At 72.7% G+C, this 11,569-nt stretch carries 16 protein-coding genes; 9 read left to right on the forward strand and 7 right to left on the reverse strand.

The features are described 5' to 3' along the window. Positions 1-99 precede the first annotated feature (99 nt). The 6 genes from AB0P24_RS43560 (at position 100) to AB0P24_RS43585 (ending at position 4,263) form a co-directional block, all read left to right on the forward strand. Positions 100-354 (forward strand): hypothetical protein, encoded by a 255-nt coding sequence (locus AB0P24_RS43560; protein WP_365804246.1) that lies wholly within the window; start codon positions 100-102, stop codon positions 352-354. Then, the gene (locus tag AB0P24_RS43565) at positions 351-719 is read left to right on the forward strand and encodes a helix-turn-helix domain-containing protein (RefSeq protein ID WP_365804248.1); all 369 of its coding nucleotides are present in this window, start codon (positions 351-353) and stop codon (positions 717-719) included. Before AB0P24_RS43560 ends, AB0P24_RS43565 begins: the two co-directional genes overlap by 4 nt. 164 nt (positions 720-883) lie before the next feature. Then, positions 884-1,396 (forward strand): 2-oxo-4-hydroxy-4-carboxy-5-ureidoimidazoline decarboxylase, encoded by a 513-nt coding sequence (gene uraD / locus AB0P24_RS43570; protein ID WP_365804250.1) that lies wholly within the window; start codon positions 884-886, stop codon positions 1,394-1,396. A gap of 4 nt (positions 1,397-1,400) precedes the next feature. Further along, positions 1,401-1,796: a hydroxyisourate hydrolase gene (uraH, locus tag AB0P24_RS43575; protein WP_365804252.1), complete on the forward strand. Its 396-nt coding sequence runs from the start codon at positions 1,401-1,403 to the stop codon at positions 1,794-1,796. A gap of 4 nt (positions 1,797-1,800) precedes the next feature. Next, positions 1,801-2,748, forward strand: a complete 948-nt coding sequence (gene pucL / locus AB0P24_RS43580; protein WP_365804255.1) for a factor-independent urate hydroxylase — start codon at positions 1,801-1,803, stop codon at positions 2,746-2,748. 138 nt (positions 2,749-2,886) lie between these two features. After that, complete coding sequence (locus tag AB0P24_RS43585) at positions 2,887-4,263, forward strand: 8-oxoguanine deaminase (RefSeq protein WP_365804258.1); 1,377 nt, start codon at positions 2,887-2,889, stop codon at positions 4,261-4,263. Positions 4,264-4,512: 249 nt separating this feature from the next. On the opposite strand, the gene AB0P24_RS43590 is transcribed toward AB0P24_RS43585, so the two are convergent. Next, a complete protein-coding gene (locus AB0P24_RS43590) occupies positions 4,513-5,304 on the reverse strand; it encodes a helix-turn-helix domain-containing protein (protein ID WP_365804278.1) in 792 nt (263 codons plus the stop codon). 101 nt (positions 5,305-5,405) lie between these two features. Here AB0P24_RS43590 and AB0P24_RS43595 point away from each other — a divergent pair, with 101 nt between their 5' ends. After that, the gene (locus AB0P24_RS43595; RefSeq protein WP_365804260.1) at positions 5,406-6,260 is read left to right on the forward strand and encodes an SDR family oxidoreductase; all 855 of its coding nucleotides are present in this window, start codon (positions 5,406-5,408) and stop codon (positions 6,258-6,260) included. Here AB0P24_RS43595 and AB0P24_RS43600 read toward each other — a convergent pair. Beyond that, positions 6,169-6,744, reverse strand: a complete 576-nt coding sequence (locus AB0P24_RS43600; RefSeq protein ID WP_365804262.1) for an MFS transporter — start codon at positions 6,742-6,744, stop codon at positions 6,169-6,171. The two genes, AB0P24_RS43595 and AB0P24_RS43600, sit on opposite strands and share 92 nt — an antisense overlap. Before the next feature lie 315 nt (positions 6,745-7,059). Here AB0P24_RS43600 and AB0P24_RS43605 point away from each other — a divergent pair, with 315 nt between their 5' ends. Then, complete coding sequence (locus tag AB0P24_RS43605) at positions 7,060-7,461, forward strand: helix-turn-helix domain-containing protein (protein ID WP_365804264.1); 402 nt, start codon at positions 7,060-7,062, stop codon at positions 7,459-7,461. A 25-nt stretch (positions 7,462-7,486) separates the two neighbouring features. On the opposite strand, the gene AB0P24_RS43610 is transcribed toward AB0P24_RS43605, so the two are convergent. From AB0P24_RS43610 to AB0P24_RS43630, 5 genes are all read right to left on the reverse strand, one after another. Beyond that, positions 7,487-7,909: an acyl-CoA thioesterase gene (locus tag AB0P24_RS43610; protein ID WP_365804266.1), complete on the reverse strand. Its 423-nt coding sequence runs from the start codon at positions 7,907-7,909 to the stop codon at positions 7,487-7,489. Positions 7,910-8,006: 97 nt separating this feature from the next. After that, positions 8,007-8,624 carry a hypothetical protein gene (locus tag AB0P24_RS43615; protein ID WP_365804268.1) on the reverse strand — a complete coding sequence of 206 codons (618 nt, stop codon included), beginning with the start codon at positions 8,622-8,624 and terminating at the stop codon, positions 8,007-8,009. Between the two features lie 89 nt (positions 8,625-8,713). Beyond that, positions 8,714-9,313: a histidine phosphatase family protein gene (locus AB0P24_RS43620; RefSeq protein ID WP_365804270.1), complete on the reverse strand. Its 600-nt coding sequence runs from the start codon at positions 9,311-9,313 to the stop codon at positions 8,714-8,716. Beyond that, positions 9,306-9,440 (reverse strand): hypothetical protein, encoded by a 135-nt coding sequence (locus AB0P24_RS43625; RefSeq protein ID WP_365804272.1) that lies wholly within the window; start codon positions 9,438-9,440, stop codon positions 9,306-9,308. The genes AB0P24_RS43620 and AB0P24_RS43625 overlap by 8 nt, the downstream gene beginning before the upstream one ends. A 32-nt stretch (positions 9,441-9,472) precedes the next feature. After that, complete coding sequence (locus AB0P24_RS43630; protein ID WP_365804274.1) at positions 9,473-10,681, reverse strand: pyridoxal phosphate-dependent aminotransferase; 1,209 nt, start codon at positions 10,679-10,681, stop codon at positions 9,473-9,475. An 81-nt stretch (positions 10,682-10,762) separates the two neighbouring features. Here AB0P24_RS43630 and AB0P24_RS43635 point away from each other — a divergent pair, with 81 nt between their 5' ends. After that, the gene (locus tag AB0P24_RS43635) at positions 10,763-11,389 is read left to right on the forward strand and encodes a winged helix-turn-helix transcriptional regulator (RefSeq protein ID WP_365804276.1); all 627 of its coding nucleotides are present in this window, start codon (positions 10,763-10,765) and stop codon (positions 11,387-11,389) included. Positions 11,390-11,569 lie beyond the last annotated feature (180 nt).

The raw sequence follows: 11,569 nt of genomic DNA on the forward strand, positions 1-11,569 counted from the left end.
GTTAGGGTCGCCTCGTGGCGGACGGAGTGGGTCCGTCGCGGTGAAACCGGTTGGCCGGGGTGCATCGCGGCCAGGTCAGGGACGTGTTCTGGGGGCGCAATGCGATTGAGAGTGGAGTTCACCACCGAGCCCTTCGATCTCGACGAGGCTCCCGCGCATGCGCTGGTCGCCCGCGAGGTCATCGAGGCGGCCGAACTGGACGCGGTGGACGTCGGGCCGTTCGGGAACACGGCGGAGGGCGGCGCCGGCGCCGTGCTCACCGCCGTGGACGCGCTGCTGCGCAGGGCCCTGGAGGCCGGTGCCACCCGGATCTCGCTCCAGGTCAACGTGGTGGGGGAGGGCGACGACAAGTGACCGGAAACGCGGACGAACCCTTCATCACCGCCGTGAAGCCGCTGGTCGACGCCATGGGCGGCGAGATGCTCCCGCCCGACGAGGCCGGCCCCGACGACGTCGTGCTCGCCTGGGAGGGCGCCGACGTGGTCGCCGTACGGCTGCCGCAGCTGGCGGACTCCCTCGATCACATCCTGGCCGCCATGGAGCGCAAGCGGGGCAAGCCGCTGGCCGACCTGGACCGCAAGGCGAAACAGGAGGTCGTGCGCATACTGGAGGCGCGGGGCGCCTTCTCCGTGCGGCACGGCGTGGAGACGGTGGCGAGCGCGCTCGGGGTGAGCCGCTTCACCGTCTACAACTACCTCAACCGCGAGAAGGACAGCTGACCCCGGGCGGTGCGCCCCGCGGGTGGCCCCCGGGACGGCCCATGAGGTGCGTCCGGGGCTTGTTACGCGGAATTTTCAACAAAGTGTTGACGCCGGGTTCCGGAGGGCGTTAGCTGACGTCAGCCCGTTCAGCACGAAGGCCGCCCACGGCCACGGAGGCTCCCGTGACGTCGACTTCCACGCCCCCGGGCCTGGCCCGGTTCAACGGCCTGGCGGAGCACGCGGCCCTCGCCGCCCTCCACGAGGCGTGCGCCTCCACGGCATGGGCCCGGCGGCTGCTCGCCGCCCGCCCCTACGCCACCCCCGAAGACCTCTACTCCGCCAGCGACGCCGCCATGGCCGAGCTGACCACCGCGGACCTGGCGGAGGCCATGGCCGGACACCCGCCGATCGGCCGGCCCGCGCCGGGCGATTCCGCCTCGGCCCGGGAACAGGCCGGCATGGCCGGCGCCGCCGACGGCCTCAAGGCCGAGATGCTCGAACTCAACCTGGCCTACCAGGAGCGGTTCGGCCATGTCTTCCTGATCTGCGCCACCGGCCGCACCGGCGAGGAGATGCGGGACGCGGTCCGGGAGCGGATCGGCAACCCGCCGGAGCGGGAGCGGGAGATCGTCCGCGTCGAGCTGGGCAGGATCAACCGCATCCGGCTCGCCCGACTCGTCGAAGAGGACGCCTGACACCATGAGCACCAGCACCACCGCCTCCGTGTCCACCCACATCCTGGACACCAGCGTCGGCCGCCCCGCCGCGGGCGTCGCCGTCCGGCTGGCGGCCCGTCGGGGCCGGGACGCCGAGTGGCAGGCGCTCGGCGGCAGCGCGACCGACGCGGACGGCCGGTGCAGGGACCTGCCGGCGCTGCCGGAGGCCACCACACACGTACGGCTCGACTTCGCGGTGGAGCCGTACCTCGAAGAGAAGCAAGCCGATGCGCAGCAGGACGCCCCCGCGAATCGGGACAGCGGACCGGCCGTGTTCTTCCCGGAGGTGGCGGTCACCTTCGCCGTCGTCCCGGGCGAGCACTACCACGTACCGCTGCTGCTCAACCCGTTCGGCTACTCCGTTTACCGAGGGAGCTAGCTAGATGACCGACAACCCCCGCCCCGGCCGCCCTGTGATCCTGGGCCAGAACCAGTACGGCAAGGCCGAGAACCGGGTCGTGAAGATCACGCGGGACGGCGCCACCCACCACGTCAAGGACCTCAACGTGTCGGTGTCGCTCTCCGGCGACATGGACGAGGTCCACTACTCCGGCTCCAACGCCAACGTCCTGCCGACCGACACCACCAAGAACACGGTGTTCGCGTTCGCCAAGGAGCACGGCATCGAGTCCGCCGAGCAGTTCGGCATCCATCTCGCCCGCCACTTCGTCACCTCGCAGGAGTCGATCCACCGGGCCCGGATCCGGATCGAGGAGTACGCCTGGGAGCGCATCGAGGCCTCCGGCGCCGGCCCGCAGTCCATCGGCGCCGACGCCGCCAGGCACTCCTTCGTGCGCAAGGGGCAGGAGACCCGGCTCACCCAGATCACGTACGACGGCGAGCGGTGGGAGGTCGTCTCCGGCCTCAAGGACCTCGTCGTGATGAACTCCACCGACTCGGAGTTCTGGGGTTACGTCAAGGACAAGTACACGACCCTCCCCGAGGCCTACGACCGCATCCTGGCCACCCAGGTCTCCGGGCGCTGGCGGTTCAACTGGACCGACGACGAACAGGAGATGCCCGACTGGGAGACGTCCTACGAGCAGACCAGGACGCACATGCTCCAGGCCTTCGCCGAGACGTACTCCCTCTCGCTCCAGCAGACCCTGTACCAGATGGGTTCGCGGATCATCGACAACCGCGGTGAGATCGACGAGGTCCGCTTCTCACTCCCGAACAAGCACCACTTCCTGGTGGATCTGGAGCCGTTCGGCCTGAAGAACGACAACGAGGTGTACTACGCCGCCGACCGTCCCTACGGCCTGATCGAGGCGACCGTCCTGCGGGAAGGCTGCGCGGCGAAGATCCCGGTGGACCTCACCAACCTCTGACCCACCCTCCTCCGACCCACCCTTTTCGGCACCCTCGGTTGGGGAAGCAGGCTTCTCGGGCTCCCCGGCCGCGGCACCCGCATCCCCGGGGTCCTGCCGTGCCCTCACCACAGGTCCACTGAGCGAGAAGGACGAATCATGGCAGCAGACCAGCGCATCGTCATCGAGAACTGTTCGATCGCCACTGTCGACGCCCACGACACCGAGTACGCGGACGGGTACGTCGTCATCGCCGGCAACCGCATCGAGTCGCTCGGCGCGGGCCGTGCCCCCGAGGGCCTGGAGAACGTCGTACGCCGTATCGACGCCACCGGCCACCTGGTCACGCCCGGCCTGGTCAACACCCACCACCACTACTACCAGTGGATCACCCGGGGCCTGGCCACCGACCACAACCTCTTCGACTGGCTGGTCGCGCTCTACCCGACCTGGGCGCGCATCGACGAGCCCATGGTGTACGCGGCGGCCCAGGGCTCGCTCGCGATGATGGCCCGGGGCGGCGTCACCACCGCGATGGACCACCACTACGTCTACCCGAAGGGCTCCGGCGACCTGTCCGGCGCGATCATCCGCGCCGCCCGTGAGGCGGGCGTCCGCTTCACCCTCGCCCGCGGCTCCATGGACCGCAGCGAGAAGGACGGCGGCCTGCCCCCGGACTTCGCCGTCGAGACCCTCGAAGGCGCCCTCACCGCCACCGAGGCGACCGTCAAGGAGCACCACGACGACTCCTTCGACGCGATGACCCAGGTGGCCGTCGCCCCCTGCTCGCCCTTCTCGGTCTCCACCGAACTCCTGCGCGAGGGGGCCGAGTTGGCCCGCCGCCTCGGGGTACGGCTGCACACCCACGGCTCGGAGACGGTCGAGGAGGAGAAGTTCTGCCACGAGCTGTTCGGCATGGGCCCCACCGACTACTTCGAGTCCACCGGCTGGCTCGGCGAGGACGTCTGGATGGCGCACTGCGTCCACATGAACGACTCCGACATCGCCGCGTTCGCCCGCACGGGGACCGGCGTCGCCCACTGTCCCTCCTCCAACGCCCGCCTCGCGGCCGGGATCGCCCGCGTCCCCGACATGCTCGCCGCCGGCGTCCCGGTCGGCCTCGGCGTCGACGGCACCGCCTCCAACGAGTCCGGCGAACTCCACACCGAACTGCGCAACGCGCTGCTGATCAACCGCCTAGGCGCGCACAAGGAGGCCGCGCTCAACGCCCGTCAGGCGCTGCGCCTCGGCACCTACGGCGGCGCCCAGGTCCTGGGCCGCGCGGACCAGATCGGCTCCCTCGAACCCGGCAAGCTCGCCGACCTGGTCCTCTGGAGGCTGGACACCCTCGCCCACGCCTCCATCGCCGACCCGGTGACCGCCCTGGTCCTCGGCGCGGCGGCACCGGTCACCGCCTCCTTCGTGAACGGCCGTCAGATCGTCGAGGACAACCGCCTGCTGTACGTCGACGAGGACGCGATCGCCCGCGCCACCCGGGCCGAGGCCCAGCGGCTGGCCCGCATCGCCGCACAGTGACCCCACTCCTCCGCAAGGCACTTGAGCTCCGGTCGGAAGGGACGGCTCCCGGCCGGGAGCCGTGGCCCCGGAACGGGTCCACGGCGGTCGACTCCCGGGTGCGCGCTGCCACGCGCGCGCCCGGGAACGGTCACCGTCCGCCGGTCCCGCACGACCGCGCGCACCACCTCCCTGAAAACCGCCTCGGAGCCGACGTGCCGACCGGCCGGGGGCACGACGGCACCCGGGACCGGGACCGCGCCCGCGGGGTCAAAGCCGCCGGATCGACTGGCAGGGGGTCGTCGCGGGCAGCCGGCCCGTGACGTACGAGCGGGGCGGCACGCCCATCAGGGCGCGGAAGTCGGTCGTCATGTGCGCCTGGTCGAAGTAGCCGGTGGCGGCGGCCAGTTCCGACCAGCCGGCACTGCCCGCCCGGGCGGCGACCGTGCGGACGCGGTCGATACGGGCGTAGTGCTTCGGGGAGACGCCGACGCCGTCGGTGAACAGGTTCCGCAACTGGCGCTCGCTGACGGCCAGTTCGCGGGCGACCTCCCGCACCTGCGCGGGCGCCCGGTCCAGCCGCACGGACAGCGCGTCCACACCGGCCCGCAGCAGCGCCGTCCGGACCGGGTCCGCCCGCTCGGACAGCAGCCCGGGGAGCACCTCGGCCATGCGCGGCAGCGCCTCGCGCGGGTCCAGCCAGCGCACCTCGCGCGCGAACCGGCGGGCCGTTTCGCCCGGCAGGGCGTCCAGCGGCACCACCCGGCCGACCAGCCCGGCGGCCGGAACACCCAGCAGCGGCCGGGCGGTGCCCGGGGCGAGGCGCAGCTCCACACACGCGATATGGGCCTTGCCGTCGTGGTAGGCGGCCCGCACCCGCGGCCCGACGGCCAGCAGGTCGCGCCGCCCGTCCCCGGTCACCCGCAGCACCACCTTGGTCCCCGCGTCCGGCAACTGGACGAACGGCCCCTGGGGCGGGTCGGCGAAGAACATGGTCCGCACCTCGGCGACCCACGGGCGCAGCGCCTCGGGCGTGGTCGCGAGGGGCTCGGCGATGGTCATCGGCACCCTTCCACCGTAGCCGCCGCGCATCGCCGCCCGGGCGGGCGGGCCGTGCCGGAATTTCCAAGAGCCGGGCGCCCCGGCGGGCCCACCGTGGACCCATGATCCTGGTGACGGGTGCCACGGGCACCATCGGAAGTGACGTCGTACGACAACTGGCCGGGCGCGGTGCGAAGGTGCGCGCGCTCACCCGCGACCCGGCGAAGGCACGGGTGCCCGCCGGGGTGGAGGTGGTGCGCGGGGACTACGGAGACCCGGCCTCGCTGGATGCCGCGCTGTCCGGGGCCACGGCCGTGTTCCTGCTCCGGCCGCCCGGCCCCGACGAGGGACAGGACGCGGCGCTGGTCGGCGCGGCCCGGACCGCCGGTGTGGAGCGGCTGGTGAAGCTCTCCGCCATCGGCACCGGCGATCCGGACTCCGGCCCCTCCGCGCAGTGGCACGTGGCCGGTGAACGGGCCGTGCGGGACAGCGGGCTCGCCTGGACCGTGCTGCGGCCGTCGTCGTTCGCCTCCAACACGCTGACCTGGCTGCCGGCCCTGCGCGCGGGCGAGCCGGTGCCCAACATGACCGGGGACGGCGCCTCGGGCGTGATCGACCCGCGCGACATCGCCGAGGTGGCGGTGCGGGCCCTGCTCGACGCCGGGCACGCGGCACGGACGTACACCCTGACCGGGCCCGAGGCGATCACCGTCCCCGGCCAGGCCGCCGTCCTCGCCGAGGTGCTGGGCCGCCCGGTCCCGACCCGGAACCTGTCCCCGGACCAGACCCGTGACTTCCTGCGCACGGCCTGGGGGATGGACGGGATCCGGGCGGAGGGCGTCCTGACCGGCCTGGCGTTCGTCCGCGCGGGCGGGAACGCGGTGGTCACCGAGGACACCCAGGAGGTGCTGGGCCGGCCGGCGCGGACCTTTCGGGAGTGGGCCGAGGACCACAGGGGTGCGTTCGGGATGTCCTGACCGACGTGGTGGGTGAGGCGCCTCGCGAGGCGCCCCTGCCGAGCCCGGCACCGGGCTCCCGGCCAGGATCCGGACCGCGGCCGCCCGGGTCGCCACGCCGGTCGGCAGATTGACCAGGAGGATTCAGTGCCGGCTCGGCTCCTGCGCCGGTGCGCCGCCGAGGAAGGTGCCCCACGGTGGCGCCCACCGGCCCCAGCGACCCCGTCGCGCCGAACGCCGCGACGGCACGGGGCTGTTCACGAGGCTCGGGGAAGCGGGACACCAGCGTGCCGAGCACCGCCCCCGAGACCACCGCCCCGCCCGCGCCCTGCCCCGCCCGCGCCGTGATCAGCGCGCCCTGGCTCGTGGCCGGCCCGCACGCCACGGAGGCCGCGGTGAACACGGCGAGTCCGGCCGTGAACGTCCGCTTCCGGCCCGCCAGATCACCCGGACGGCCGAACAGCAGAAGCAGTCCGCCGAACGGGATCAGACAGGCGTTCACCACTCAGGCCGCCCCCCGGACCGCTGATGCCCAGGCCGCGTTGGACGGCCGGCATCGCCATGGTGAGGATGGCGCCGTCCAGGATCGTCATCAGCGCGCCCGCGCGCAGGACGGCGGGGGACGCCCGACGCGGGTATGTTCGACAAGGAGTCACCGGGGCGGCCGGTGTGCCGGGCGAGGCCGACATGGCCTGCCGGCCTCCGCGATCGCCGTAGTCCGCCAGGGACACCAACAGGAACCGCTCGTGCGCAAGGGGCACGAGCGGTGACGGGGTTCATGGTGAGTGACCATGGGAGGACGGCGTCAGGAGGCAGCTCGATGTCCCAGAGGAACACCGGTGCCACCAGCCAGGTCGTGAACGCGCACGCCTGCCCCGTCCGCGAGGTTCTTGACAGGGTGGCCGGCAAATGGAGCGTGCAGATCCTGGTCGCGGCCTCGCACGGCCCGATCCGCTTCACGGAACTGGAGCGCGGTATCGAGGGCATCAGCCGCCGGATGCTGGCCCTCACCCTGCGCAACCTGGAGCGCGACGGCCTGGTGACGCGCACCGTACATCCGACCGTGCCCCCGCGCGTGGAGTACGAACTCACGTCGGTGGCACTGGAGTTGCACGAGACCTTGCAGGGGCTGACCGAGTGGGCCGAGCGCAACCGCCACCACATCGCGCGGGCCCGGGCGGTCTACGACGCCGAGCACCGGCCGGAGCTGCTCGACGTGTAGACGGCGCGCACCGTGTCAGAACGCCTCAGAGCCCGAACAGCTCCGGGGCCGAGGTGATCTCCCTGAAGATCTCGCGCGGATCGGCGACCAGCTTGCGGGCCTTCAGGTCCAGCAGCCCGCCGACCGCGTCGACCTCGGCGGCCAGCGTGCCGTCCGCCTTGGTGATCTTCTGGTGCACCCGGAACGTCTTGCCCCCGCTCCACTCGAACGCGCAGGTCACATCGACCTCGTCACCCGCGACCAGCTCGCGCCTGTACCGGATGGTCGTCTCCAGCGCGACCGGACCCACGCCCCGGTCTATCAGCCGGGTCTGGCTGACCCCGGCCGTCTGGAGCAGCGACCAGCGCGCGTGCTCGGCGTAGTTGATGTACACCGCCTGGTTCAGATGTCCCTGTACATCGGTCTCGTAACCACGGACGGTCACCCGGACGGAATACGGTTCGCTCACGACTTCCCCTTCGCGTACGACGTCTCGCGTACGACGTCTCGCGTACGACGTCTCGTGTACGGCGCACTGATCTCTTGTCGGCATCCTGGCACGCCCGTCACACCCGGCGCGGCGATGCCAGCAGATAGCGCGCTCTGGTGCGCGGCTCCGTGTACTCGCCCGTCTGCCACCCCGCCTGCTCCAGCGTGGCCGCGCACGCCCGCAGCGGCTCGCCCGGCGGCGCGTGCACCGCGACCGCTTCCGGCTGCGGGGTGGCCCGCACCCGGTAGCCGGGGGTGCCCGGCCCCTCGGGCGGGTTTCCGGCCGCCTCCAGGGCGAGTGCGGCGGCCCGCACCAGGTGCGTACGCTCCCAGCCGCACGGCCGGTCCACGGCGCCGTCGGGATTGGTCATCCGGCGCAGTTCGAGCAGCCCCTGCCAGGCGCTGTGCACCTCGCGCGCCCGGGCGGGCCCGGCGTCGGCCGGCTCCTCCCCGCCGACCCGTGCGGCGAAGCCGTGGGCCGGCTCGGGCTCCGGCGCGGCCGGGGGCTCCGGTGCCTCCCGGATCCGATGCCCGGCCGGCGTCAGGAAGTGGTCGTGTGGCGGGCGCGGGTGCCGGAAGGCGAGCCCGCGCCTGACGAGTGCCGTCAGCTGCGCCTCGGTACCCCGCAGCCGCCCGGTGACCGGGTCGGCGGCGTCGATGACTCGCCGCTGCGCGGCGGTGGGCGGTCGGGTCACGATGCTCCTCCCCGATGGTCTGCGGTCCACAACCGCCTGGTGGGCGGCCCATTCGAAGAGTACGACCGGGCACTGACAACGTGGTCCCGCTACCCGCTGGGCCGGATGTTCCAGCCCGCGATCACCGGCCGGTCGTGCTCCGTGCCCAGCCGGCACAGCGTCCCGGTCGCCAGCTGGAAGAGGGAGCCGGCGGACGGGGACAGGCCGAGGCGGCGGGCGGTCAGGACCCGCAGGAAGTGCCCGTGGGCCACCAGCAGCACGACCCCCTCCGTGTTGGCGAGGGCCGCCTCGACCTTGGCCAGCATCCGGTCGGCCCGCTCCCCGACCTGCTCCGGGCTCTCCCCGGGATGGCCCGTCGGGCCCGGCGCCACTCCGTCCGTGAACAGGAACCAGCCGGGCCGGGTGCGCTGGATCTCCATGGTGGTCACGCCCTCGTAGCCGCCGTAGTCCCACTCCCGCAGGTCGGCGTCGACCCGGGCGTCGGGGACGCCGATCAGCTCGGCGGTCTCGCGGGCCCGCTGGAGCGGGCTGACGAAGGCGGCACCGATGCGATGCGAGCGGATCAGCGGCACCAGCCGCCGTGCCTCGTCCCTGCCGTGCTCGGTGAGCGGCACGTCGGTCCGCCCGGTATGCCGTCCGGACCGCGACCACTCGGTCTCGCCGTGCCGGACGAGAAAGACATCAGCCATACGTCAGACTAAGAACCCAGCGCTCCGGTTCGGCGACGTCACGCGCCCGCAGGCCGTGCCGCGGATCCACCGGAAGGAGCAGTGCGCGGCCGTCGACGTCGAGGAGGAGCGGCGGCCGCTGGGCCATGGGGACGGCCTGCCCGGGCGGCCCGCCGCCCGCTACTGCCGGTACCCGCTCAGGAACCGCCCGATCCGGCCGATGGCCGTCTCCAGGGTCTCCGCGTGGGGGAGGGTGAGGATGCGGAAGTGGTCGGGGGCGGGCCAGTTGAAGCCGGTGCCCTGGACGACCTGGATCTTCTCCTGGAGCAGCAGGTCCAGGACGAACCTCTCGTCGTCGTGGATCGGGTGCACCTTGGGGTCGATGCGGGCGAAGGCGTAGAGGGCGCCCTTCGGCTTCACGCACGAGACGCCGGGGATCTCGTTCAGCTTCTGCCAGGCCACGTCGCGCTGCTCGTACAGCCGGCCGCCGGGCAGCACGAGTTCGCGGATGGACTGGCGGCCGCCGAGCGCGGCCTGGATGGCGTACTGGGCGGGGGCGTTGGCGCACAGCCGCATGGAGGCCAGCATGGTGAGGCCCTCCAGGTAGTCCCTGGCGTGCTGCTTCGGGCCGGTGACGACCAGCCAGCCGGAGCGGAAGCCGGCCACCCGGTACGTCTTGGACAGGCCGCAGAAGGTGAGGACCACCAGGTCGGGGGCGAGGGCCGCGGTGGAGTGGTGGACGGCGTCGTCGTACAGGATCTGGTCGTAGATCTCGTCCGCGAAGACCATCAGGCCGTGCCGGCGGGCCAGGTCGAGGATGCCCTCCAGGATCTCCCTGGGGTAGACCGCGCCGGTCGGATTGTTGGGGTTGATGATGACCACGGCCTTGGTGCGGTCCGTGATCTTCGACTCCATGTCGGCCAGGTCCGGGTACCAGTCGGCCTGCTCGTCGCAGAGGTAGTGCACCGCCTTGCCGCCGGCGAGAGTGGTCACCGCCGTCCAGAGCGGGAAGTCGGGGGCGGGGATGAGGATCTCGTCGCCGTCCTCGACCAGCGCCTGTACGGCCATGGAGACCAGCTCCGAGACGCCGTTGCCTAGGAAGACGTCGTCGACGCCCACCTCCAGGCCCAGGGTCTGGTAGCGCCCGGCCACCGCACGGCGGGCGGAGAGGATGCCGCGCGAGTCGGTGTAGCCGTGCGCCTGCGGGAGCATCCGGATCATGTCCTGGAGGATCTCCTCCGGCGCCTCGAAGCCGAACACCGCGGGGTTGCCGGTGTTCAGGCGCAGCACGCTGTGGCCCGCCTCCTCCAGGGCGTTGGCGTGCTCGATCACCGGCCCGCGGATCTCGTAACAGACCTCGCTGAGCTTGTTGGACTGCCGGAACTCCATGCGCCCCTCCGGAAACTCGTGATGCTTGGTTTTACCAAGTAGGAGCTTGGAAAGTCCAACATCTTGTCTAGACTGCGTCGCATGTCACCTCGCCGAAGCTACGACCAGTACTGTTCCGCGGCCCGCGCCCTCGACGCCGTGGGCGACCGCTGGACCCTGCTGATCGTCCGGGAGCTGCTCGCCGGTCCGCGCCGCTACACGGACCTGCACGCGGATCTGCCGGGGGTCAGCACGGACGTCCTCGCCTCCCGGCTGAAGGACATGGAGCGGGACGGGGTCACCACCAGGCGGCGGCTGCCCCCGCCGGGTGCGGCGTACGTCTATGAACTCACCCCCCGCGGACGGCAGTTGCTGCCGGTCATCCAGGCGCTGGGCAAATGGGGGGAGCCCGAACTGGGCGACCGCCGGCCCACCGACGCCCTCCGGGCCCACTGGTTCGCACTGCCGCTGCTGCGTGCCCTGGAGGGCGAGGGGCTGGTCGAGGTCCGGCTGGGGGAGGGGCGCTTCCACCTCCACGCCGGCGCGGAGGACGGCCCGGTGTACGGCGACGGCCCCGCACCCCGCGAGCCCGACGCCCGGCTCGTACTGGACACCGGGACGGGGACGGCCCTGGCCCGGGGCGAGTTGGGGCTCGCGGAGGCGGTACGGACCGGACGGCTGACGGTGACCGGGGACGGGGCACTGGCCAAGGAGCTGCGGGAGGCCTGAAACGACGACTGGGCCGCCGCGAACGGGGGCCCAGTCACCAGGTTCGGTATCGGATCACGCGACCGGCGGCGGCCCCGGGGGGCGCCCCCCGGGGCGCCGGCGCGGGGGCCCCCCGAGTACCCCCCCCCCGGGCCGCCCCCCCCCCCGCCCCCGCCACCCCCCCCCGGGGCGGCCCCCCCC

The sequence above is a fragment of the Streptomyces sp. NPDC086519 genome (assembly GCF_040686075.1).
GTDB classification, from domain to species: Bacteria; Actinomycetota; Actinomycetes; order Streptomycetales; family Streptomycetaceae; genus Streptomyces; species Streptomyces shenzhenensis.

Coding starts and splice junctions, on each gene's coding strand:
- AB0P24_RS43560 (WP_365804246.1), top strand. CDS start 100: ATGCGATTGAGAGTGGAGTTCACCACCGAGCCCTTCGATCTCGACGAG.
- uraH (WP_365804252.1), top strand. CDS start 1,401: ATGAGCACCAGCACCACCGCCTCCGTGTCCACCCACATCCTGGACACC.
- pucL (WP_365804255.1), top strand. CDS start 1,801: ATGACCGACAACCCCCGCCCCGGCCGCCCTGTGATCCTGGGCCAGAAC.
- AB0P24_RS43585 (WP_365804258.1), top strand. CDS start 2,887: ATGGCAGCAGACCAGCGCATCGTCATCGAGAACTGTTCGATCGCCACT.
- AB0P24_RS43590 (WP_365804278.1), bottom strand. CDS start 5,304: ATGACCATCGCCGAGCCCCTCGCGACCACGCCCGAGGCGCTGCGCCCG.
- AB0P24_RS43595 (WP_365804260.1), top strand. CDS start 5,406: ATGATCCTGGTGACGGGTGCCACGGGCACCATCGGAAGTGACGTCGTA.
- AB0P24_RS43605 (WP_365804264.1), top strand. CDS start 7,060: ATGTCCCAGAGGAACACCGGTGCCACCAGCCAGGTCGTGAACGCGCAC.
- AB0P24_RS43620 (WP_365804270.1), bottom strand. CDS start 9,313: ATGGCTGATGTCTTTCTCGTCCGGCACGGCGAGACCGAGTGGTCGCGG.
- AB0P24_RS43625 (WP_365804272.1), bottom strand. CDS start 9,440: ATGGCCCAGCGGCCGCCGCTCCTCCTCGACGTCGACGGCCGCGCACTG.
- AB0P24_RS43630 (WP_365804274.1), bottom strand. CDS start 10,681: ATGGAGTTCCGGCAGTCCAACAAGCTCAGCGAGGTCTGTTACGAGATC.
- AB0P24_RS43635 (WP_365804276.1), top strand. CDS start 10,763: ATGTCACCTCGCCGAAGCTACGACCAGTACTGTTCCGCGGCCCGCGCC.